22 protein-coding genes are annotated in these 22,449 nt (G+C 71.0%); 9 read left to right on the top strand and 13 right to left on the bottom strand.

From position 1 onward, the window contains the following. Complete coding sequence (locus tag HUT10_RS40720; protein ID WP_217709686.1) at positions 1–1,617, bottom strand: acyl-CoA synthetase; 1,617 nt, start codon at positions 1,615–1,617, stop codon at positions 1–3. 62 nt (positions 1,618–1,679) lie between these two features. Between HUT10_RS40720 and HUT10_RS40715 the strand changes: the two genes are divergently transcribed. The 5 genes from HUT10_RS40715 to HUT10_RS40695 all read left to right on the top strand — a co-directional run bounded on the left by HUT10_RS40715 (position 1,680) and on the right by HUT10_RS40695 (position 6,402). Beyond that, positions 1,680–2,468, top strand: coding sequence for a crotonase/enoyl-CoA hydratase family protein (locus HUT10_RS40715; RefSeq protein ID WP_176176060.1), 789 nt, complete (start codon positions 1,680–1,682; stop codon positions 2,466–2,468). Between the two features lie 81 nt (positions 2,469–2,549). Beyond that, positions 2,550–3,128 carry a hypothetical protein gene (locus tag HUT10_RS40710; RefSeq protein WP_176176059.1) on the top strand — a complete coding sequence of 193 codons (579 nt, stop codon included), beginning with the start codon at positions 2,550–2,552 and terminating at the stop codon, positions 3,126–3,128. Positions 3,129–3,243: 115 nt separating this feature from the next. Next, the gene (locus HUT10_RS40705) at positions 3,244–4,221 is read left to right on the top strand and encodes a Zn-ribbon domain-containing OB-fold protein (RefSeq protein ID WP_176176058.1); all 978 of its coding nucleotides are present in this window, start codon (positions 3,244–3,246) and stop codon (positions 4,219–4,221) included. A 7-nt stretch (positions 4,222–4,228) separates the two neighbouring features. Next, positions 4,229–5,242, top strand: coding sequence for a thiolase domain-containing protein (locus HUT10_RS40700; RefSeq protein WP_176176057.1), 1,014 nt, complete (start codon positions 4,229–4,231; stop codon positions 5,240–5,242). After that, entirely contained in the window at positions 5,239–6,402 is a 1,164-nt protein-coding gene (locus HUT10_RS40695) for a thiolase domain-containing protein (RefSeq protein WP_176176056.1), read from the top strand. Before HUT10_RS40700 ends, HUT10_RS40695 begins: the two co-directional genes overlap by 4 nt. On the opposite strand, the gene HUT10_RS40690 is transcribed toward HUT10_RS40695, so the two are convergent. The 3 genes from HUT10_RS40690 to HUT10_RS40680 form a co-directional block, all read right to left on the bottom strand. Then, positions 6,403–6,573: a hypothetical protein gene (locus HUT10_RS40690; RefSeq protein WP_254897242.1), complete on the bottom strand. Its 171-nt coding sequence runs from the start codon at positions 6,571–6,573 to the stop codon at positions 6,403–6,405. It lies immediately after the preceding gene. Positions 6,574–6,657: 84 nt separating this feature from the next. Next, positions 6,658–7,677, bottom strand: coding sequence for a YhjD/YihY/BrkB family envelope integrity protein (locus tag HUT10_RS40685; protein ID WP_176176055.1), 1,020 nt, complete (start codon positions 7,675–7,677; stop codon positions 6,658–6,660). 49 nt (positions 7,678–7,726) lie between these two features. After that, the gene (locus HUT10_RS40680) at positions 7,727–8,518 is read right to left on the bottom strand and encodes a transglutaminase family protein (RefSeq protein ID WP_176176054.1); all 792 of its coding nucleotides are present in this window, start codon (positions 8,516–8,518) and stop codon (positions 7,727–7,729) included. A gap of 35 nt (positions 8,519–8,553) precedes the next feature. Here HUT10_RS40680 and HUT10_RS40675 point away from each other — a divergent pair, with 35 nt between their 5' ends. After that, on the top strand, positions 8,554–9,135 hold the full coding sequence (locus HUT10_RS40675; protein ID WP_176176053.1) for a dienelactone hydrolase family protein: 582 nt from the start codon (positions 8,554–8,556) through the stop codon (positions 9,133–9,135). On the opposite strand, the gene HUT10_RS40670 is transcribed toward HUT10_RS40675, so the two are convergent. After that, positions 9,107–10,333, bottom strand: coding sequence for a cytochrome P450 (locus HUT10_RS40670; RefSeq protein WP_217709685.1), 1,227 nt, complete (start codon positions 10,331–10,333; stop codon positions 9,107–9,109). The two genes, HUT10_RS40675 and HUT10_RS40670, sit on opposite strands and share 29 nt — an antisense overlap. Positions 10,334–10,565: 232 nt before the next feature. Here HUT10_RS40670 and HUT10_RS40665 point away from each other — a divergent pair, with 232 nt between their 5' ends. After that, positions 10,566–11,723, top strand: a complete 1,158-nt coding sequence (locus tag HUT10_RS40665; protein ID WP_176176051.1) for a steroid 3-ketoacyl-CoA thiolase — start codon at positions 10,566–10,568, stop codon at positions 11,721–11,723. On the opposite strand, the gene HUT10_RS40660 is transcribed toward HUT10_RS40665, so the two are convergent. Beyond that, positions 11,707–12,096 (bottom strand): RidA family protein, encoded by a 390-nt coding sequence (locus HUT10_RS40660; RefSeq protein WP_176176050.1) that lies wholly within the window; start codon positions 12,094–12,096, stop codon positions 11,707–11,709. The genes HUT10_RS40665 and HUT10_RS40660 overlap by 17 nt on opposite strands. 43 nt (positions 12,097–12,139) lie before the next feature. Here HUT10_RS40660 and HUT10_RS40655 point away from each other — a divergent pair, with 43 nt between their 5' ends. Further along, entirely contained in the window at positions 12,140–12,937 is a 798-nt protein-coding gene (locus tag HUT10_RS40655; RefSeq protein WP_176176049.1) for an alpha/beta fold hydrolase, read from the top strand. 35 nt (positions 12,938–12,972) lie between these two features. Here HUT10_RS40655 and HUT10_RS40650 read toward each other — a convergent pair whose 3' ends face one another. From HUT10_RS40650 to HUT10_RS40635, 4 genes are read right to left on the bottom strand one after another with little or no spacing between them, the layout of a single operon-like run. Further along, a complete protein-coding gene (locus HUT10_RS40650; RefSeq protein WP_176176048.1) occupies positions 12,973–14,175 on the bottom strand; it encodes an amidohydrolase family protein in 1,203 nt (400 codons plus the stop codon). Beyond that, complete coding sequence (locus HUT10_RS40645) at positions 14,172–15,587, bottom strand: sodium:solute symporter (RefSeq protein WP_176176047.1); 1,416 nt, start codon at positions 15,585–15,587, stop codon at positions 14,172–14,174. The genes HUT10_RS40650 and HUT10_RS40645 overlap by 4 nt, the downstream gene beginning before the upstream one ends. Then, the gene (locus HUT10_RS40640; protein WP_176176046.1) at positions 15,584–15,787 is read right to left on the bottom strand and encodes a hypothetical protein; all 204 of its coding nucleotides are present in this window, start codon (positions 15,785–15,787) and stop codon (positions 15,584–15,586) included. The genes HUT10_RS40645 and HUT10_RS40640 overlap by 4 nt, the downstream gene beginning before the upstream one ends. Next, entirely contained in the window at positions 15,787–16,980 is a 1,194-nt protein-coding gene (locus HUT10_RS40635; RefSeq protein WP_176176045.1) for a M20 family metallopeptidase, read from the bottom strand. The genes HUT10_RS40640 and HUT10_RS40635 overlap by 1 nt, the downstream gene beginning before the upstream one ends. Before the next feature lie 68 nt (positions 16,981–17,048). Here HUT10_RS40635 and HUT10_RS40630 point away from each other — a divergent pair, with 68 nt between their 5' ends. Beyond that, positions 17,049–18,113: an Lrp/AsnC family transcriptional regulator gene (locus tag HUT10_RS40630; protein WP_254897241.1), complete on the top strand. Its 1,065-nt coding sequence runs from the start codon at positions 17,049–17,051 to the stop codon at positions 18,111–18,113. A 930-nt stretch (positions 18,114–19,043) separates the two neighbouring features. Here the strand turns inward: HUT10_RS40630 and HUT10_RS40625 are convergent. The 3 genes from HUT10_RS40625 to HUT10_RS40615 all read right to left on the bottom strand — a co-directional run bounded on the left by HUT10_RS40625 (position 19,044) and on the right by HUT10_RS40615 (position 22,443). Continuing rightward, a complete protein-coding gene (locus HUT10_RS40625) occupies positions 19,044–19,970 on the bottom strand; it encodes an SCO0930 family lipoprotein (protein WP_176176044.1) in 927 nt (308 codons plus the stop codon). A 30-nt stretch (positions 19,971–20,000) separates the two neighbouring features. Further along, the gene (locus HUT10_RS40620; protein ID WP_176176043.1) at positions 20,001–21,380 is read right to left on the bottom strand and encodes a DUF1996 domain-containing protein; all 1,380 of its coding nucleotides are present in this window, start codon (positions 21,378–21,380) and stop codon (positions 20,001–20,003) included. 274 nt (positions 21,381–21,654) lie between these two features. Continuing rightward, positions 21,655–22,443 carry a zf-HC2 domain-containing protein gene (locus HUT10_RS40615; RefSeq protein WP_176176042.1) on the bottom strand — a complete coding sequence of 263 codons (789 nt, stop codon included), beginning with the start codon at positions 22,441–22,443 and terminating at the stop codon, positions 21,655–21,657. Positions 22,444–22,449 lie beyond the last annotated feature (6 nt).

Raw genomic sequence — 22,449 nt, 5'->3', positions numbered from 1 at the left:
TCAGACGGGCTGGGCCGTGGCCGGTTCGTGCTCGGCGGCGTAGCGCTGGGCCCACGGGTAGTCCGGCTTGCCGCTCGGCGAGCGGCCGATCTCGTCGGCCAGCCAGACCGTCCGCGGCACCTTGTACCCGGCAATCTGCCCGCGGGCGTGTTCTTCGATGGCGGCGAGGTCCGGTGAAGCGCCCTCGCGCAGCTGGACGACGGCGGCGACGCGCTGGCCGAGCCGCTCGTCCGGGACGCCGATGACGAGCGCGTCGAAGACGTCGGGGTGCGACTTGAGCGCCCCTTCGACCTCCTCCGGGTAGACCTTCTCGCCGCCGGTGTTCACGCACTGCGAGCCGCGGCCGAGCAGCGTGACCGTGCCGTCCTCCTCGTAGCGGGCGTAGTCGCCCGGGACGACGTACCGGACGCCGCCGACCTCGACGAAGATCTTCTTGCTCTTCTCGGGATCGCCGTAGTAGCCGAGCGGGACGTGCCCGCGGCGGCCGATCAGCCCGACCGCGCCGGGCTTCTTCTCGACGACGTTGCCGTCGTCGTCGAGCAGGATGGCGTCCTGGCCGAAGTTCACCCGCGGGCCCGCGCTGTGGTCGGAGCCCTTGGCCACCATGCCGATGCCGGTGAAGCCGCTCTCGGACGAGCCGATCGCGTCGGTGATCACCGCGTTGGGCACGAGCTCGACGAACTCCTGCTTCACCGACTGCGAGAACAGCGCGGCGTGGCTCGACACCGCGACGATCGACGAAGCGTCGTAGTCACCCTCGCGGAAGGCCTCGATGAGCGGGCGCGCCATGGCGTCGCCGACGATGGTGAGGACCTGGACCTTGTGCTCCTGCACGGCCTTCCAGATCTCGTGGGCGTCGAAGCGGGGCACGAAGACCACCGGGCTGCCGGTGAACAGCGCACCGAACGCGGCCCACTGCGCGGCGCCGTGGATCAGCGGCGCGGCGGGCAGCCGGGTCAGGCTCCCGGCCTTGCCCTGCTCGGCGAGCGTCCACTCGTCCGGGATGTATTCGCCGGTGACGAAGTTGATCCCGCCGCCGAGCGCGCGCCAGACGTCCTCCTGCCGCCAGAGCACGCCCTTGGGGTAGCCCGTGGTGCCGCCGGTGTAGAGGATGTAGAGGTCGTCGCCCGAGCGTTCTCCGAAGTCGCGCTCCGGGCTCTCCGCGGCGAGCGCGGCCTCGTAGTCGACGCCGCCGTAGCCCTCGTAGTCGCCGTCACTGCCGTCGTCGATCACGACAACGTGTTTCAGTTTCGGCGCCTCGGGCAGGGCGGCCCGCACCTTGTCGGCGTAGCTGCGCTCGTGGACGAGCGCGACGATCTCGGCGTCGTTGAACAGGTAGACGAGTTCGCCGTGCACGTACCGGTAGTTGACGTTGACGGCGATCGCGCGCAGCTTGTACGCCGCGATCATCGCCTCCAGGGCCTCGATCGAGTTGCGGGAATAGACCCCGATGTGGGACCCGCGTCCCACGCCGTGCGCGGCGAGGTGGTGGGCGAGCCGGTTGGCCCGCGCCTCCAGTTCGGCGAAGGTGACTCGCCGGTCGCCGCACACGACCGCGACGCGCTCCGGCACGGCGTCGACGGCGTGCTCCAGAAGATCCGCGATGTTGAGTGCCACGCCCTCAAAGTAGAACATGTTATCGTTCCGGGCAATGGCACTGCTCCTTCAGGAGGTCTTCCGTGGGTGAACCGCACGCGCTGGTGTCACAGGAGGGGCAGACCCTCGTCGTCACGATGAACCGGCCCGAGGCGCGCAACGCGATCACCGGCGAGATGATGTCGATCATGGTCGACGCCTGGGACCGCGTCGACTCGGACGACTCGATCCGCAGCTGCATCCTCACCGGCGCGGGCGGCGCGTTCTGCGCGGGCGCGGACCTGAAGTCGATGTCGAAGAATTCGCCGTCGGAGTCGTTCGCCTCGGGGAAGTTCGACCCTTCGCGCATCCCGGGCCTGCTGAAGGGCCGTCGGCTGACAAAACCGCTGATCGCGGCGGTCGAGGGGCCGGCGATCGCGGGCGGGACGGAGATCCTCCAGGGAACGGACATCCGGGTGGCCGGCGAGTCGGCCCGCTTCGGGGTGTCGGAGGCCCGCTGGGGCCTGTTCCCGATGGGCGGCTCGGCGGTCCGGCTGCCGCGGCAGATCCCGTACACGGTGGCCGCGGACATCCTGCTGACCGGACGGCACCTGTCCGCCGCCGAAGCGCTGGCGATCGGCCTGATCGGGCACGTGGTGCCGGACGGGACCGCGCTCTCGAAGGCCCTGGAGCTGGCCGCATTGGTCAACGCGAACGGGCCGCTGGCGGTGCGGGCCATCCTGCGGACGATCCGCGACACCGAGGGCCTGCACGAGGAAGAGGCGTTCAAGCTGGACTCGCAGTATGGGATCGAGGTGTTCGCGTCGGAGGACGCCAAAGAGGGGCCGCGAGCCTTCTCGGAGAAGCGAAAGCCCGACTTCAACGGCCGCTGACGCCGACTTCGCCGCGTAACGAACCGGCGGCCGATCCCGAGTTCCCGAAGAGGCGATTGGCCGACCCTGGCTGGAGGCAGCGTGGACTCGCTCGGCGAACAGAAACCCGGGAATCCGGCCGACATCTCGGCGATCACCAGGGAACCTCACTTCGCCGCGGAGGTGCTCCTGGCCGAGTACAAGACGCTGCGCGACGAGATCCTCAAGAAGATGGATCACCGAACATCGATGGTGGTGTGTTCCGTAACGGTCAGCTCTGCAGCGCTCGGATTCGGAGTCGAACGGGCAAGCGGCCCCCTTCTTCTGGTCTCACCGCTCGTCTCGCTCCTCCTCGGCACCCTCATCGTTTTCCAGAACGCGCAGATCGGAGAGGCTTCCGAGCACATCCGCAGGACGATCGAGGCGCCACTCTCCGCCACGTTCGCCGGATTCGAAGGGTGGCACCACACCAAACGGGATCCCAGGTACCGCCTGCGACAGCGGCTGTTCTCCTACCACCTCCCCTTGATCTTGATTGCGGTCGCTCCGGCGGCTGTAGCCGTGCCCCTCGCTTTGGCGAACCCGAAGCCGCTCGCCTTGACCACTCCGATCCTGATCGTCGACCTGGGTCTCCTGACGGTCTACGTCGCCCAGCTCGTCAAGCACCGGAACTTGGTCTGACTTCCGCGAGGTCACCGCAAACCCGACGTCAGCCCATAGAACACGTTCCTTCCCAGCCCGACGAGTCCGCGGAGGAATCTTGTCGCCGGAACGAGAACATGTTTCACTCAAGGACGTGACCGAGACACCGCTTGCGGCACCGCTGAACGTCGGCTTCGACTACACGCGCTCGACCGGGCCCGTTCTCGGGCGGTTCGTCACCGCGCTGCGTGACCACCGCATCGAGGGCATCCGGGGCAGCGACGGCCGGGTGCACGTCCCGCCGGTCGAGTACGACCCGGTGACCGCCGAACAGCTCGGCGAGTTCGTCCCCGTCGCCGAGGAAGGCACCGTCGTCTCCTGGTCGTGGTGCCCGGAGCCGCTCGACGGCCAGCCGCTGAGCCGGCCGTTCGCCTGGGCGCTCGTGCAGCTCGACGGGGCCGACACCCCGATGCTGCACGCCGTCGACGCCGGGTCGCCGTCGAATATCCACAGTGGACAGCGGGTGCGGGTGCGCTGGGCCGACGAGACCGTGGGGCACATCCGCGACATCGCCTACTTCCTGCCGGTGGACGCCGAGGACACCACGCCCACCGAGCCCGCTCCCCCGGTCGCCGAGCGCGAGGAAGGCGCCCCGATCAGCGTCGTCATCACGCCCGTGCACCTCGAGTACATGCACTCCGCCTCGCCCGAGGAGAGCACCTACCTGCGGGGGCTCGCCGAAGGCAAGATGATCGGCCAGCGCTGCCCCGCCTGCGGCAAGGTCTACATCCCGCCGCGCGGGGCCTGCCCGACCGACGGCGTGCCGACCACCGAAGAGGTCGAGCTGCCCGACACCGGCATCGTCACCACGTTCTGCATCGTCAACGTCCCGTTCCTCGGCCAGCGGATCAAGCCGCCGTACGTCGCCGCGTACATCCTGCTCGACGGCGCCGACATCGCCTTCCTGCACCTCGTCCTCGGCTGCGCCGCCGAAGACGTCAAGATGGGCATGCGGGTGCGTGCCGCGTGGAAGCCGCGCGAAGAGTGGTGGACGTCGCTGGAGAACATCAGCCACTTCGAGCCGACCGGCGAGCCGGACGCGGCCTACGAAACCTTCGCCCACCACCTGTGAGGTCCTGATGCCAGACGTCGCCATCGCGGGCTTCGCGAAGGCCCCCAACGTCCGCGAAACGCCGGGCACCACCAACGGCGTCGAGATGCTCGTCCCGATCTTCGCCGAGGTCTTCGCGCAGACCGGGCTGTCCAAGAAGGACATCGGGTTCTGGTGCTCCGGCTCGTCGGACTACCTGGCCGGGCGCGCGTTCTCCTTCATCGCCGCGGTCGACGCGATCGGGGCGTTCCCGCCGATCCACGAGTCGCACGTCGAGATGGACGCCGCCTGGGCGCTGTACGAGGCCTGGTTGAAGATCAAGATGGGCGAGGTCGAGACCGCGCTCGTCTACGGCTTCGGCAAGTCCAGCGCCGGCCGGCTGCGCCGGGTGCTCGCCCTGCAGCTCGACCCGTACGTCGTCACGCCGCTGTGGCCGGACTCGGTGTCGATCGCCGGGATCCAGGCGCGGCTGGGCCTGGAGGCCGGGCTGTGGTCCGAAAAGGACCTCGCCGAGGTCGCCGCGCGCGGAACCGGTCAGGACGTCGCCGAGCTGCTCGACACGCCGTACTACGCGGATCCGTTGCGGCGGCACGACATCGCGCCGATCACCGACGGCGCCGCGGTGGTCTTCCTGTCCACTGTGGAGCGCGCCCGGGACATCGTCGAGCGTCCGGCGGTGCTCACCGGCATCGAGCACCGCGTCGACTCCCCCGTGCTCGGCGCCCGCGACCTGACGCGGTCGCCGTCCACCGAGGCGGCGGCCAAGGCACTGGACCTCGACGGCATCGACCTCGCCGAGCTGCACGCGCCCTTCACGCACCAGGAGCTCATCCTGCGCAGCGCGCTCGGGCTCGGCGACGGCGTGAAGATCAACCCGTCCGGTGGCGCGCTGGCCGCGAACCCGATGTTCTCCGCCGGGCTCGCCCGGATCGGCGAAGCGGCGGTGCGGATCCACCGCGGCGAATCCCGCAAGGCCGTGGCGCACGCGACGAGCGGGCCGGCCCTGCAACAGAACCTGGTGACCGTGCTGGAGGCCCGATGACCAAGCAGCTCACCGCCGTGCTCGGCACCGGCCAGACGCACCACCGCGCCAAGCGGCAGGACGTCTCCATGCCGGGCCTGCTGCGCGAGGCGATCGACCGCGCCATGCTCGACGCCCAGGTGGAGTGGGCGGACATCGACGCCGTCGTGCTCGGCAAGGCGCCGGACCTGTTCGAGGGCGTGATGATGCCCGAGCTGTTCCTCGCCGATTCGCTCGGCGCGACCGGGAAACCCCTGCTGCGCGTGCACACCGCCGGTTCGGTGGGCGGCTCGACGGCGCTGGTGGCGACGTCGCTGATCCAGGCGGGCGTGCACCGGCGCGTGCTCACGGTGGCCTACGAAAAGCAGTCCGAGTCGAACGCGATGTGGGGCCTGTCGATCCTGCCGCCGTTCCAGATGCCGGTCGGCGCCGGTGCGGGCGGCTACTTCGCGCCGCACGTGCGCTCCTACATCCGCCGGTCGGGGGCGCCCGAGCACGTCGGGGCGATCGTCGCGGCGAAGGACCGGCGCAACGGCGCCCTGAATCCCTTTGCGCACCTGCGGCAGCCGGACATCACGGTGGAGTCGGTGCGGGCGTCGCAGATGCTGTGGGACCCGATCCGCTACGACGAGACGTGCCCGTCGTCCGACGGCGCGTGCGCGATGGTGCTCGGCGACGAGGTCGCCGGGGACGCGGTCGAAGGGGGCGCGGCCTGGGTGCACGCGACGGCGATGCGCACCGAGCCGACCACGTTCGCCGGCCGCGACCAGGTGAACCCGCGGGCCGGGCGCGAGGCCGCGGCCGCGCTGTGGGCCGAGGCGGGCATCACCGACCCGATGTCCGAAGTGGACGTCGCGGAGATCTACGTGCCGTTCTCGTGGTTCGAGCCGATGTGGCTGGAGAACCTGGGTTTCGCCCCGGAGGGCGAGGGCTGGAAGGTCACCGAGAAGGGCGAGACGGCGATCGGCGGCCGCCTGCCGTGCAACCCCTCGGGCGGCGTGCTGTCCTCCAACCCGATCGGCGCGTCCGGCATGCTCCGGTTCTCCGAAGCGGCCAAGCAGGTCATGGGCCGGGCCGGGGACTACCAGGTCGACGGCGCCCGCCGCGCGCTCGGCCACGCCTACGGCGGCGGGTCCCAGTACTTCTCGATGTGGCTGGTCGGCTCGGAGAAGCCGAGCTGATCACCGCCGGGAGCGCCGCCACCGCAGCGCGAGCAGGGTGCCGAGCACCCCGGTGACCACCCCGACCGTCGCGGGGACGGCGATCGGCGGGTCCACCACGACCGTCGGCTCCAGCACCACCACCGGCGCGTTCTCGGTACCTCGCAGCGTGCCGACGCGGGAAGGCAGCATCGGCCCGGACCGCCGCGAGGTCACCGGCCCGAACGCCTTGCTCTGGCGGACCTGGATCTTCCGGCGGAGGCCAGCTTCGGCTGATCACCGCCGGGAGCGCCGCCACCGCAGCGCGAGCAGGGTGCCGAGCACCCCGGTGACCACACCGACCGTCGCGGGCACGGCGATCGGCGGGTCCACCACGACCGTCGGCTCCAGCACCACCGGGGCCGGCGGCTGGACCGGCCGCGGCGGTGCGTCCGAGCCGGTTGCCGTCCACGCCGTGACGAAGACGAGCAGCCGGGCGACCAGCGAGATGAAGAAGATCAGGCCGATCACCGAACCGAACGCGATCCCGGTCGGCGAGTCGCCGATGAGCCGCAAGTAGAACCCGCCGGCCAGCTTCAGCACCTCGAACCCGACGGCCATCGCGACCGCGCCGCGGACCGCGCTGCGCACGCCGACCTTCTGCCGCGGCAGCCGGGTCAGCACCCAGAGGAACACCAGCCAGTCGGCGGCCAGCGACAGCGGCACCGAGGAGGCCGACACGAGCTGGTGCCCCCAGCTCGTATCGTCGAGCCCGGCGAGCCGGAGCAGCCAGCCGCCGAGCGCGGTGCCGGAGATGGTGAGGGTGAACGACACGATCAGCGCCGCGCTCAGGCCGAGCAGCGCGAGCAGGTCGACGAGGATCAGCCGCAGCAGGGACTGGTCCGACCGGTTCTGCCCCCAGAGCGCGGTCAGCGAGTCCCGCACGGCGTTCATCCAGTTCGAGCCCGAGTACAGCCCGATGGCCAGGCCGAGCACCCCGACGCTGGTCCGCTGCTCGACGAAGCCGGTGAGCAGTTCGGTGGCCTTGTCGCCGAGCGCCCCGGGCAGCGTGGACACGATCGCGTGCACCAGCGTGTCGAGCAGGTGCGGCTGGGTGGCCAGCACGAACCCGGCGACCGACGAGGCGACCATCAGCAGCGGCACCAGCGACAGCAGGCTGAAGTAGGTGATCGAGGCGACGTAGTGGTACCCGCCGGAGTCGATGTAGCGGTTGGTCGCGCGGGCGAGGTGGTCCAGCCACCGGTACCGGGCGCGTGCCCGGGCCCAGGGGCTCGGCGCCTTCGGGGAACTCTTCACGAAGACTGTCTACCCAGCCGCGGCCGAGTTCGCGCAGGCAACACGCGGGTCAACCCAGAACGACCAGCCCGGACCCGTCGTCGGTGGGCAGCGCGGCGTCGGTGGTGGCGAAGACGGTGCTGCCCAGGAAGTCGAGCTCGCACCCGAACGTGGCGAGGAAGGCCGTGTCGGCGGCGTCTCGCCCGGTGGAGATCCGCAGCAGGGTCTGCCGCGGCGCGAGCCGGGTGGCGTCGAAGACGTACCAGTGCCCGTCGACGGCGGCTTCGAAGACGGCGTGGAAGTCCATCGGCGCGAGCCCGGGCGCGTAGACGCCGGTGTACCGGGCGGGGATGTCGAGGAACCGGCAGAGGGTGATGCAGACGTGGGCGAAGTCGCGGCAGACGCCTTCGCCGGCCAGGAGGGTGTCGATCGCGTCGTCGGCGGGCCGGCTTGAACCGACCACATAGGACAGTCGCGCGTGGACGTGCCGGACGATGGCTTCGACCTGCTCCCGCCGGTCTTCGAGCTCGACGATCTCCGGCGGCACCAGCCCGCCGACGCGATCGGACGGGCAGTACCGGCTCGGCCGGGTGAACACGGCGACGTCCTTGAGGGTGACGGGCTCGGGTTCGGGGTCGGTCAGCGCCCGCTCGGCGTGGTAGGTGATGCGGTGCTCACCTTCGGGCAGGTCGAAGACCTCGGCGCGGGTGCCGTGCTCGAACTCGACCGGCTCGCTCTCGCCGTGCCAGGAGACGGTCAGCTCTTCGGTGTCGGCGTGCGCCGCGGAGACGGAGATCGCGGCGGGCCCGGGCTTGGTGACGCGGACGGCGAATTCGACGTCCACGGTCGCTCGCACTGCCATCGGCCCATTCTGTCACCTCCTGGCAGGATTGCCGGGTGAGCGACATCGTGGTGTTCCACTCCGTGCTGGGACTGCGGCCCGTCGAACTCGGCCTCGCCGGCCGCCTGCGGGCGGCGGGGCACCGCGTCACCACCCCGGACCTCTACGCCGGCCGGACGGCCCCGACGCTCGAAGAGGGCTTCGCGCTGAAGGACGCCGTGGGCTGGGAAACCATCACCGGCCGGGCCCTGGACGCGGTGCGCGACCTGCCCGCCGAGACCGTGCTCATCGGCGTGTCGATGGGCGCCGGCGTCGTCGGGACCGTGCTGCCGCACCGGCCGGGTACCGCGGGCGTGGTCCTGGTGCACGCCGTGGGGGCGTTGCCGGCCGGGGTCCGCGCGGGCCTGCCGGTGCAGGTGCACGTCGCCGACCCCGACCCGATCGCGCCCCCGGCGCAGGTCGCCGCGTGGCGCGCGGCCGCGGAACGGGTGGGCGCCGAAGCCCGGGTGTTCACCTACCCGGGCCTCGGCCACTTCTACACCGACGCGGACGGCCCGGAGTACGACGCGGCCGCGGCCGCGCTCACCTGGGACCGCGTCGAGGAGTTCCTCAGCCGTAGTCGACCGGGTAGTGCTTGATCCCGTTGAGCCAGCTCGACCGCAGCCGCACCGGGGGTGCCGCCTCGGTGATGTCCGGCATCACGTCCGCGATCGCGTTGAAGATCAGGTCGATCTCCAGCCGGGCCAGGTTGGCGCCGATGCAGTAGTGCGAGCCCGTTCCGCCGAAGCCGACGTGCGGGTTGTCCTCGCGGAGGACGTCGAACTTCTCCGGGTCCTGGAAGACCTCGTGGTCGAAGTTGGCCGAGCTGTAGAACATGCCGACCCGGTCGCCCTTTTTGATCTGCGCACCGCCGAGCTCGGTGTCGCGGGTGGCCGTGCGCTGGAACGCCACGATCGGGCTGGCCCAGCGGACGATCTCGTCCGGCGCGGTCTTCGGCCGCTCCTCCTTGTACAGCGCCCACTGGTCCGGGTGGTCCAGGAACGCCTTCATCCCGTGGGTGATGGCGTTGCGCGTGGTCTCGTTGCCGGCCACCGCGAGCAGGATGACGAAGAAGCCGAACTCGTCGGAGCCGAGCGATTCGCCGTCGACGTCGGCCTGGACGAGCTTGGTGGCGATGTCGTCCATCGGGCACTTGCGCCGGTCCTCGGCCATGTTCCAGGCGTACCCGACCAGCTGGGCGGAGGCCTCCAGCGGGGCGACCTCGTACTCGGGGTCGTCGTAGGCGACCATCTGGTTGGACCAGTCGAAGATCTTGAGCCGGTCGTCCTGCGGGATGCCGATCAGCTCGGCGATGGCCTGCAGCGGCAGCTCGCACGCGACGTCGGTGACGAAGTCGCCCGAGCCCTTCTTGCGCGCCTCGTGCACGATCCGCTCGGCGCGGTCGCGCAGGGTGTCCTCGAGCCTCGAGATGGAGCGCGGGGTGAAGCCCTTCGACACGATCCGCCGCAGCTTGGTGTGCTGCGGGGCGTCCATGTTGAGCAGCACCAGGCGGTTCGCCTCGAGGTTGTCCTCGGTCATGTTCTCGTCGAAGCGGATGATGGCGGTCTTCTCCCGCGACGAGTACAGCGTGCTGTCGCGGGAGACCTCCTTGACGTCCGCGTGGCGCGAGACGACCCAGTAGCCGTCGTCGCGGTAGCCCGCGGTGTTGTGCTTCTGGGGGTTCCACCACACCGGAGCGGTCCGCCGGAGTTCCGCGAACTCGGCGACGGGGAGCCGTTCTGCGAGGAGATCGGGATCGGTGAAGTCGAACCCGGCGGGGATGAGCGGAGCGGCCACGTTGCCTCCCACGGTTCGGCTTGGAACACGTTCTAGGTTGGATTGAAGCATACGGCGTTTACCAACGGAAGACCGTAAGTGATACCCGTTTACTTAACCGATGATGCCCAGGTGAGCGCGCGCTCACCTGGGGAAGATCAAGAACGGGCCGAAGCTGGGCAGACTTGCACAGAACGATAACTTGTTCTAGTTTTTGGGGCAGTGAACAGTGTTTCCCGACGAAAGGGACGACATGGGCGTGCCGGTCATCGTCGAAGCCGTGCGGACCCCGATCGGCAAGCGGAACGGTCTGCTGGCCGGCCTGCACGCGGCCGAGCTGCTGGGCGCCGCGCAGCTCGCCCTGCTGGACCGCGCCGGGATCGACCCCGCGCTGGTCGAGCAGCTCATCGGCGGCTGCGTCACGCAGGCCGGTGAGCAGTCCAACAACGTGACGCGCACGGCGTGGCTGCACGCGGGCCTGCCGGAGACGGCGGGCGCAACGACGATCGACGCGCAGTGCGGCTCGGCGCAGCAGGCCACCCACCTGATCGCCGGCCTGATCGCGGCCGGCGCCATCGAGGCCGGCGTCGCGTGCGGGGTCGAGGCGATGAGCCGGGTGCCGCTGGGCACGAACCGCGCGGGCGCGTCCCCGCGGCCGTCGTCGTGGTCGATCGACCTGCCGAACCAGTACGGCGCGGCCGAGCGGATCGCGGTCCGCCGCGGGTTGACCCGGTCCGACGTCGACGCGTTCGGCGCTTTGTCGCAGCAGAAGGCCGCGGCGGCGTGGGAAGCCGGACATTTCAACCGCGAAGTCGTGCCGGTGAAGGCGCCGGTGCTGTCTTCCGACGGCTCGCCGACCGGGGAGACCCGCCTGGTCGCCCGCGACCAAGGCCTGCGCGAGACGACGGTCGAAGGGCTCGCGCGGCTGAAGCCGGTGGTCGAGGACGGCATCCACACGGCGGGCACGTCGTCCCAGATCTCCGACGGCGCGGCGGCGTTGCTCCTGCTGGACGCGGACCGCGCGGCGGAGCTGGGCCTGCGTCCGCGCGCCCGGATCGTGGCACAGGCCCTGGTCGGCGCGGAGCCGTACTACCACCTGGACGGCCCGATCCGCGCGACGGAACGCGTGCTGTCCCGTGCCGGGATGACGGTGGGTGACGTGGACCTGTTCGAGGTCAACGAGGCGTTCGCGTCGGTCGCGCTGTCGTGGCAGCAGGTGGTGGCGCCGGACCCGTCCCGGGTGAACGTCAACGGCGGCGCGATCGCCCTCGGTCACCCGGTGGGCAGCACGGGAGCCCGCCTGCTGACGACGGCGTTGCACGAGCTGGAGCGCCGGGACGCCTCGACGGCGCTGGTGACGATGTGCGCGGGCGGAGCACTGGCCACCGCGTCGATCATCGAGCGGCTCTGACCGCGTCCACCTCGATCTCGATCTTCATGCGCGGGTCCGCCAGGCCGCACTCCAGCATCGTCGCGGCCGGGCGGACCTCGGCGAACGCCTTGCGCAGCACCGGCCAGCACGGCTCGAAGTCCGCGCGCGCGGGCAGCAGGTAGCGGACGCGGACCACGTCCGCGAACGTGCAGCCCGCCTCCGCCAGCGCCGCCTCGATGTTGCGCAGGCACTGGGCCGCCTGCTCGACGACGTCTTCGGCGATCGTCATCGTCGCGTAGTCGAAGCCGGTGGTGCCCGAGACGTACACCCGGTCGCCGTGCACCACGGCCCTGGCGTAGCCGATCCGTTCCTCGAACACGGACCCGCTGAGGATCGCTCGCCGTTCCGTCATACCGCGCACATTAGCTTGCGGCCCTTGTGCTTCACTTCGATGCATGATCTCGGAAAGCCGTTGCCCGGTGGAGGACGGCGAGCTCCTCGTCCGCCGCGGCGGGGAGGGCCCGGCCCTGCTGCTGATCGCGGGCGGCACCGGATCGGGCGACGCCTACCGCGCACTGGCGAAGCAGCTGTACGCGGACTACACCGTGATCACCTACGACCGCCGAGGGCACTTCGGCAGCACGGACACCACGACCGGCCCGGTCCCGGTTTCCCTGCAGGCGGACGACGCGCTGGCGGTCCTCGAGCACGCGGCCGGCGGCCCGGCCCAGGTGTTCGGCTCGAGCGCGGGTGCCCTGATCGGCCTCGACCTCGTCGCCCGCCACCCGGACCACGTGACGACGCTGGTGGCGCACGAGCCCCCGGCGGTCCACCTGATGCCGGACGCGGAAGGCTGGCTGGAGGCGGCCGCGGAACAGGTCCGGCTGGCCCGCGCGGGCGAGCTGATGACGGCGGTGACCCGGTTCGCGGACGCCATCGCCGGAGCGGCCCTGCCGAACCTGCCCAACCTCCGCCTTCCGCACGAGGCCGACTGGATCCGGTTGTTCGACCGCGAGCTGACGGAGTTCTTCGACTACCTGCCGGACCTGCGGGCGCTGCGGAAGGCGAGCACGGAGATCATCCCGGTGGCCGGCGAGGGCAGCCGGGGCCGGTACCACTACCAGCCGGCGAAGATCCTGGCGTTGGAGCTGGGGTTGCCGTTCACCGAGATGCCGGGATCCCACCTGGCACCACAGCGGAACCCGGCGAAATTCGCTGCGGCGCTGAAGGACCTGCTGAACCCCGAATCCTGACGGACGACACGCGTACCGGGGTGGACGACACGGCGTCAGACCACCCGGATGCCGTCCTTCCAGACCTCGCGAATGTTCGACGCCAGCGCCGGGAAGTCGTAAGGATCCCCCTCCACCACCACAACATCCGCCCGCAGCCCCGGCTCCAGCCGGCCCAGTTCGCCGTCCAACCCCATCAACCGGGCCGCCGAGGACGTCGTTGCCTCCAAGACCTCCCCCGGTGGCATGCCGCACGCCGCCATCAAGGCCAGTTCCTCGAGGTTCGTCCCGTGCGGGCCCACGCCGCTGTCCGTGCCCATTGCGATGCGGACCCCCGCCGCGTACGCGCGGCGGACCGACTCCCGGTGGACCTCCACCACTTCGCGGGCCTTCGCCACCACCGCCGCCGGGAGGTCCACGCCCGCGTCCGCCGCGCGGACCACGTTGACCGGGGCGATCAGCGTCGGGACCAGCCAGGTTCCGTGGCCCAGCATCAGCTCGATCGCTTCGTCGTCCAAATAGATCCCGTGCTCGATCGAGCGCGCGCCCGCGCGGACCGCGTTCTTGATGCCCGCCGCGCCCTGGGCGTGCGCCATCACCGGGCGGCCCTGCATCGCCGCCTCCGTGACCAGGACGTCCAGCTCCTCCGGCGTGAACTGGGAGTGCCGGGGGTCGTCGCGCGGGGACAGGACGCCGCCGGTCGTGCACACCTTGAGCACGTCGGCGCCCGCGCGCAGCAGCGTCCGGGCCACCCGGCGCATCTCGTCGGGGCCGTCGACCGTGGTCTCCGGCCGGCCCGGGTGCGGGACCATCAGCGGCACGCACAACCCGGACGGGTGCCACGCGTCGCCGTGGCCGCCGGTCGGGCTGATCAGCCCGACCGAAATCTGCAGCCGCGGCCCCGGGATCAGGCCGTCGTCCACCGCCTGCTTGATGCCGAGGTCGGCACCCGCCGCGTCGCGGACCGTTGTGATGCCCAGGCCCAGCGTCGCCCACAGGTTCCGCGCGGCTTCGTAGAACTGGTAGGAGAACGGCTTCTGCACCCGCGCCAGCAGGCCGATGTCCGAAACCGTCACGTGCACGTGGCAGTCGAACAGCCCGGGCAGCAGCACCGTGCCCGTGCAGTCGACGCCCTCGTCGCCGTCGAGGCCGGTGCCGACGTCGACGATCCGGCCGTGCTCGACGACGACGTCGGCCGGGGCGGGGTCCGCTCCGGTGCCGTCGAAAACCGAGCCGCCGGTGAACACCGTGCGCGTCACGCCGCCTCCACGAGAGCCGTCTTCCGCGGCGCCACCACCGCGGCCGAAGCGAGCACGACGACGTTCACGCCCAGCCCGACCAGGCCGACGTTCACCGTGCCCACCAGCTGAGTGTCCACAAAGGTCAGCCAGAGCACCGCGAGCTCGCCGGCGACCAGCCCGGCCAGCACCGGGCCCGCGCCGACCGGCACGCGCCGCAGGAACCCCAGCAGGTTGGCCGGCGCCAGCTGGACCGAGCCCGAATAGGTCAGCAACAGCAGGTTGGCCAGCAGATCCGGCCGGAAGATGCCGAGCACGAGGGCCAGCGTACTCGCGACCACAACCGTGCCGTGGTTGATCCAGAACTGACGGCGGCCGCTGCGGACGCGCACGATGTTCCGGGCCACCAGCGAGGAGATGCCGATCAGGATCCCCGCCGCCGGCACCATCGCGGTGGCCGTCGCGGCGACCACCACGATCCCCGTCACCCACCCGGGCAAGGCGTCCTTCGAGAGCGTCAGCAATACTCCATTCGGGTCGCTCCCTTCGGGTACCACGAGGATCGCCGCGAACCCGATGACCATCGGCAGCAGCAGGCACAGCTCGTACACCGGCATCCAGGCGTAGTTGCGGCGCAGCACCTTCGGGTCGCGCGCGGACATCAGCGCCGGCCACGAGTGCGGCAGCGTCATCAGCCCGACGCCGATCGCGCTGACCAGCATGCTGGTCACGAACCAGACGTGGTCGTTCGGTCCACTGTGGAGGAACAACTTCTCCGGGTGCAGCTGCTCGACCTTGCGGAACACCGCGGGAATGCCGCCGGCGAAGTGCGTCGGCACGGCGATGATCAGCACCACCAGCGCGACGAGCATGATGCCGTCCTTGAAGTACGACGTCGCCGCCACGCCGCGCAAGCCGGCCCACAGCACGAACGCGACCACCAGCACGCTGCCGGCCACCATGCTCAAGGTCCCGGACGCGGTGTCGCCGGTGACCAGCCGGACGATCAGCCCGAGCCCGGTGATCTGCAGCTGCAGGTACGGCAGCACGAACACCACGCCGAGCACGGCGGACAGCGTCCCGAGCGTGCGGCTGCGGTAGCGGTCCTCGAGGAAGTCGCCCTGGGTGAGGTAGCCGCGCTCCTTGCCCAGCGTCCACAGGCGTTTCGCGAGGAAGAACAGCACGACGTAGGCGATCGGGACGTACGGCAGCGCGTACATCGCGGCGACGCCGCCGGAGAAGGCGAGGCCGGCCATGCCGAGGAAGGTGAAGGTGGTGAACACCTCCCCCGCCTGCAGGAACCACATCGTCACGGCGCCGAAGCGGCGGCCGCCGACGGTCCACTCGGCCAGGTCCGCGGCCGGACGGCGGCGGCCGACGAAGCCGAGGACGCCGATCAGCGCGATGCCCGCGAGGGTGAAGGCGAGGATCATCCGTCGCCCTCCCCCGCGCGCATCAGGCGTTCCGAGAGCAGCAGCGCCGGGGTGAACATGAGGCACCAGAACGCGCCCCACACGATCATCCGCGGCAGGCCGAGCCACAGCCCGGTGGTGTTGACGAACGGCAGGAACGGCATCAGGACCAGGGCGAGCACGGGCAGCAGCGGGGGCCAGTGGTAGCTGCGCACGGGCATCACCCGGCCAGGAGCGCGAGCCGGCGGACGGCGAGTTCGGCCAGCAGCGCGGCGCCGTCGCCGAGCACATGATCGTCGAACCGGGCCCGCGGCGAGTGGTTGTCCGGGGCGGTCGCCGGGTCGCCCGGGCAGGCACCGAGGAACAGGTACGCGCCCGGAACCCGGTCCAGGACACGGGAGAAGTCCTCCGAACCGGTGATCGGATCGGCCATCTCGGTGAAGCGGTCCTCGCCGAAGACGTCGCGGATGGTGGCGGCGACGAAGTCGTAGGCGCCGGCATCGTTGACCGTCGCGGGGTACTCGGGTTCGTAGGTGATGTCGATGTCGAGGCCGTGTGCCTGGGCGATGCCGCGGCAGACCTGCACCGCGCGCTCGCCGACCCGGGCCGCGACCTCCGGCGAGAACGACCGCAGCGTGGCTTCGAAGACCGCGTCGTCCGGGATGATGTTGCGGCGGGTGCCGGCGTGGAACGAGCCGACGGTGACCACGACCGGGTCGAAGACGTCGAAGGTGCGGGTGACCATCGTCTGCAGCGCGGTGACCATCTCGCAGGCCGCCGGGATCGGGTCGCGGGCGTCGTGCGGGGACGAGCCGTGGCCGCCGTCGCCCTTGACCCGGACTTCGAGCGCGCCCGACGCCGCCATCAGCGTGCCCGGGCGGGCGACGAAGTGGCCCTTGGCGTAGCTCGCGGCGGAGACGTGCAAGCCGTACGCGGCGTCGGCCTGCCTGCCGGACGCCGTCAGCACGCCTTCGTCGATCATGTGGCCGGCGCCGTTCCAGCCTTCTTCGCCGGGCTGGAACATGAAGACGACGTCGCCGGCGAGGTCCTGCCGGCGGGCGGCGAGCAGGCGGGCCGCGCCGACCAGGCCCGCCGTGTGGAGGTCGTGGCCGCAGGCGTGCATGGCGCCGTCGAGGGTCGAAGAGAACTCCTCGTCGCTGGCCTCGGTGACCGGGAGCGCGTCCATGTCGCCGCGCAGGAGGACGGTGCCGCCGGGCCGGGCGCCGCGGAGGACGGCGGTGATCGACGACAGGTTCTTGCCGAGGGTGATTTCGAGCGGCAGGCCGTCGAGGGCGGCGAGGACGCGCTCCTGGGTGCGCGGCAGGTGGAGGCCGATCTCGGGGATGCGGTGCAGGTCGCGGCGCAGGCCGACCAGGTCGTCGAGCAGGGCGGCGGCATCGGATCGCAGGCTCATTCGCCGATCATGGGAGAGTCGAGCACAATGGCCGGGGAAAATCGACGGAACCACCGTTTCGAGGGCTGATGAGCGAAGAATCCGCCATGTTGGCCGAGCAGGACCTCAAACTGGCCGACGCGCTCCAGGCGGCGCCGCGGGCGTCGTGGTCGACGCTCGGGGACGCGCTGGGGCTGAGCGCGGTGACGGTGGCCCGCCGCTGGGACGCACTGGTGGAGCGCGGGGACGCGTGGCTCACCGCGTACGCCGGCGGGGAGGTGGTCTCGCGGCTGGTGCTCGCGTTCGTCGCGGTCGACTGCGAGCCGGGGGCGGTGCTTTCGGTGGCTGACGCGCTGGCTTCCGACGTCCACGTGGCGACGGTCGAGCAGGTGGCGGGGCCGTGCGACCTGCTCGCCCACGTCGTCGCGCCGTCGTTGCGCGAGCTGGGGGCGCACGTGGCGGGCCGGGTGGCGGCGGTGCCGGGCGTGACGCGGGTGCGGACCACGGTGTCCCCGCGGATGTTCACCGAGGGCAGCCGCTGGCGGGTCCGGGCGATCTCGCCGGGCCAGCGGGAGGCGCTGTCGGCCAAGCCGGCCCGCCGTCGTGCCCCGCTGCGGTTCGACGCGGCGGACCGGGCCCTGATCCTGGCGCTGGGCGCGGACGCCCGCGCCTCGGCGGCGGCGTTGGCGGAGTCGCTCGGCCTCGGCGCGACGACGGTGCGCCGCCGTCTGGAAGGGCTGCTCGGCCGTGGCGCGATCCGCGTGCGGTGCGAGATCGCCCGCTCGGCATCCCCGGCCCCGGTGACGGTGACGCTGTGGCTGCGGGTACCGCCGGACAAGCTGGAGACGACGGCCCGGTCGCTGGCGGTGGTGCCGGAGGTCCGGATGTGCGCGGCACTGACGGGGGCGGAGAACCTGATGCTGGTGCTGTGGCTGCCATCCCCGCACGACGTGCTGGCGGTGGAGGCCCGGCTGGCGGCGAAGCTGCCGTGGCTGGAGATCACCGGCCGGGCGGTGACGCTGCGGACTGTCAAGCTGATGGGCCGGTTGCTCGACTCCGCGGGCCGGGGCGCCGGGCGGGTGCCGCTGGACTTCTGGGCCACGGTCCCCGTGCCGGAGCACGGGGACCGCAGCGTTCACCGGTCCGGGGAATGAGGGGGGTGAGGTGGAGGGAAGCATCCCCCGGGACCGGGGTTCTGGGGGGCCGGTCGGCCCAGGTGGAGCGGGCTTGGTTCCGGCCGGCTCGGTTCAGTTTTGCTTCAGCCGGTTCGGCTCGCTCCGGTCTGGCTTGGTTCTGTGCGGGCCGGTTGAGTTCGGCCCCGCTCGGCTCGGCCTTGCTTTTGCCGCTGCTCGGGTTTGGCCCGGGCCTACTTCGGACTGACTCGGATCCGGCCCGGTGACCGAGGGGCGGTCACCGGCCGGGGCTTCGGGGCGTGTCTCGCGTGTTTCGGGGCGGAAGTCGCGTGATCAGCCATGGAAGTCGTGTGATCGGGGCCGGATCTCGTTCGCTGGAGGGGTATCTCGCGTGACTGGGGAGGTATCTCGTGTGACTGGGCGGGTATCTCGCGTGATCAGGAGGGTATCTCGCGTGATTGGAGGGGGATCTCGCGTGATTGGGGAGGTTCCGGCGCGGTGGACCGGGGTGAGGTGGAGGGAAGTGTCCACCGGGCCGGAACTCTCGGGCGGGAGCGACTCCCGCCTTCTCCTCCTTCGCTGATCCGGCTGACCGGATCGGTGGTGAGGTATCCCGGCCCGGCGGACTGGGGGGGTGAGGTGGAGGGAAAGCGTCCACCGGACCGGGGCTCGGGGTGCGGGACCGAAGCCCCGCGATTTCCTGCGGTGAAACAACCGGCCCGGCGGACAGGGGGGGGTGAGGTGGAGGGAAAGCGTCCACCGGGCCGGGGCTCGGGTGCGGGAGTGAATCCCGCTGTGGGTGGGGGACCTGGGTCTCGCGGGTCGGGCGGGCGGGGGCCCGCAGGTGGTGCGGGAGGGAGTCCCGCGGTCGAGGGGTGGTGCAACCGGCCCGGCGGACTCGGGGGGTGAGGTGGAGGGAAGTGTCCGCCGGGCCGGGGATCGTGGGGCGGGTCAGTACCCGCCGGGGTTCGTCGCTCTGGCCTGCTGGACCGGTGGGCGCTGCGTGGGCTCCGCCTTGCAGCCGTTCGGCTCCAGCGCGAACCACGTGCCGCCCGTTCCGTGGCCGGTGGCCTCTCCGGGCTTGGTGTCCGCCGCGTACGTGTACGCCGGCCAGCCGCCCACCGTCACCTGTGTGGTGCCGTCCTCGCGGCGGATGCGGCCGACCAGGCCCGCGTCCATCCCGTCGGGGACCGTGGTGCGGCCGTTCGCGAGCAGCGGCGGCCACTTCTTCGCGCACGCGCCGGTGCAGGTGGACTTGCCGGCACCGCGGCCGTCCTTGGTGAACAGGTACACCGCGCGGCCGTCCGCGTCCGTGAGGACGGGCCCGAGGCCGTCGATCTGCGTGGTGCCGAGGGTCGGCCGCTCGGTGCCCGCCTTCTCCCCCGCCGGCGTGATCGGGGCCCAGTCCGCGCTGACCCCGCGGCCGAGCGCGAGGCCCGGCCCGGTGTCCTTCGCGAACCGGTAGACCGGCCAGCCGGCGACCGTGACCTGCTTGCGGCCGTCGGGCCGGGTGACCTGGCCGACCAGCGCGCTGTCGATCCCGGCGGCCACCGCCGGGGCGTCGGAGATCAGCGGCGGCCACGTCGTCGCGCACGGGCCGGCGCAGTTCGCGCTCGACGGCTCGGCCGTGTCCTTCGCGTACCGGTAGAGCGTGTGCCCTTCGCCGTCGGCCAGCACCGTGCCCAGTGCGTCCACTGTGGACGTCATCAGCTGCGCCGTGGCACCGGCCGGAACCGCGCTCGCCGGCTGCTGCTGCGCCCCGAGCACCACCGGCTGGACGGCCCCGGACGTGGCGTACGGGTTGGTCCCGCAGGCCGCGACCAGCGCGAGTCCGGCGAAGGTGATCGATGCGGCGGCAGCCGGGCGAGCACGGTTCATCGGAGGTTCTCCTTCCCGCTTGCAGAGGGGTTATTCGGCGCAGACCTTGCCGGAGTTGATGCAGTTGACCAGGCGGCCCATGATCTGCTTGCTCATCACGTTCGCGAAGTCGTCGTGGTCGGACTTCGGGTTGTGCTCTTCCTGCGCGAAAGCGTCCACTTTGTACTGCTTGTTCTGCTGGACGTCCTGCGGGACGTTGTACACCAGGGTCACCTGCAGCTGCGGCACGTTCTTGAAGCCCTGCGGGCACTTGCCCTGCTGGTCGGCGAACACGATGTGGCTGCGGTGGTCCGCACTGTCGGTGTTCTTGCCGTCCCAGCAGTTCGGGAAGGCGTGGATCCGCTCGACCTTGCTGCCCTGCGGGCAAATCGGGTACTTGTCGGTGAGCCGGTCCTCGAACCCGGTGCAGGTCCAGCTGGGCCGGGCGTTCTTCGGGCCGTTGGTGCTCTGCTTGGCGTCACCGTAGAGGATCTTCAGGCCGAGCGGCATCGCGACGACGTTCCGCGCGCCGCCGCCGATGAACTTCAGCGTCGCGGACTCCGGCTCGATGATCTCGCCGTCGTTGTCGCCGACCTCTTCGTTCGCGCCCTGCGGACCGCCGAGCTCCTCCTGCTGCGCCTGGTTCTGGTTCTGCTGGTTCTTGTTCTGGTCCTGCTGGTTCTTGTCCTGCTGCTGGTTCTGGTCCTGCTGGTTCTGCTGGTTCTGGTCCTGCTGGTTCTGGTCCTGCTGCTGGTTGTTCTGCTGACGGCGCTGCCGGTCCTGCTGCTGACCGTCGTTCTGGTCGCCCTGCTGCCGGGCGCCCCGGCCGGCCTGGCCGCCGCCCTGACGCTGCTCCTGCGCGTCCTTGGCGTCCTGCTGGCTCTTGTCCTGCTGGACGTCGCCGGTCTTGCCCTGCTGCTCCTGCTTGGCCTTCTGGTTCTTGCTCTGGTTGGTCGCGTTGTCCTCGCGGTCGATCCGGATGACGGGCCAGAAGTACGCCGACTTGTCACCGTTCTTGCAGGTGGTGCCGCCGGCGAGAAGGCTCTTGAGGCTGGAGTCGGCGTCGGTCGTCACGTTGCCGACGTAGTCGTGCAGGTGCTGGGCACCGTTCTTGATCCCGGGCTGCGCGATGAAGTTGTCCGGGTTGTGGTGCGAGCCGTCCGCGTTCGTTCCACAGTCGACGGTGAAGGAGCCCTTCGCGCCCTTCCCCTTCAGGGCCGCGTTCACGTTGCTGCCGGCGGGAACCTTGTTGATGTCGATGTAGAACGACGGGTCCGCCGGGTCCGCGCTGGCTTCGCCCGTGCGGCCCGCGGTGACCGCGACGGCGAGTGCGCCGACGGCGATCGCCAGGCCGATCGCACCCATCGCGATCTTGGTTCGGCGGGCAACGCGGTGCTTGCCCGTCACGGGGGACCGAGAATTCCGGGCCATAGACTAGTTCACCTCGTTCGTTATTCCGGGCGCGCGCCAACGGCGCGGCAGCCCGGGCAAGAACTACCGTTTATTGAGCTCGAGATCGCACGGAACCCGAGTGGGGATGCTTGCGGTTCCGGCTGTCGGGATGCATCGGGGGATGCATTGGGGGATACGGACCCGAGCGGCCCGAGGTTCAAAAGCGACCGGTCCGTTATCTTTTCGTTATCAACCAGAACGCAACCGGGCGGCATTAACCCAGGTCACGACGTTTCACCGAAAAGAAAGAGATTCAGCGCTGGACGACGACGAGGACCGTGCCGTCTTCGCCGCGCACCTCGAACCGGCTGATCTGGTCCATCGCCAGGGAGACCGAGCCCTGCAGCCGCAACGGCTCGGGCGAGCCGGGGATGCCGAACCCCTTGGGCGGCACCGACCAGCTGGAGACGACGCGCTCGGCCCCGGTGGCCGGGACGGCGACCAGCTGGCACTTCACCGGCCCGACGATCCCGCGCAGCTCGAGCTCGACGCGGCTGCCCCACTCCACCGGCGAAACGGTGACCAGGGCGCTGACGGCCGACCCGCCGCTGCCGCGGCCGTAGGTCTGGCCGCCGCCGGGCTGGCCGGGGGCACCGCCGGGCGGCGCGGTGGACGTCGCCGGGACGCTCGTCGCCGGCGGCGGCTGCTTGTTGCTCGGGGCGGCGAGCGAGGCGGGCGGGACTGCGTCGGCCGGCCGGACCGCGAGGGTCACCAGCGGGCCGGCGATCACGGCCGCCGCGGCCGCGGCCCCGGCGAGGATGCCGATCCGGCGACGGCGGCGGCGCTTGACCGCGGCCTCTTCCATCAGGCCGCGCAGCACCCGCGGGCCCGGGGACAGCGTGCGCGGGCCGGGCGCGGGCATCGGGGGCTCCGGCCAGCTGCGCTTCACCAGGTCGAGCACGTCCGGCAGCTGGTAGAGCTCGATCAGGTCGAGCTGGCAGTGCGGGCAGTTCATCAGGTGGGCTTCGAACTGGGAGTTCTCGGCTTCGCTGAGGACGCCCAGCACGTAGGCGGCGACGTCGGTGTGCGGTGATCCGGCCACGCTCAG

Source organism: Amycolatopsis sp. Hca4, from assembly GCF_013364075.1.
Classification (GTDB): Bacteria; Actinomycetota; Actinomycetes; order Mycobacteriales; family Pseudonocardiaceae; genus Amycolatopsis.
This window is presented reverse-complemented; position numbering and strand designations above follow the sequence as displayed.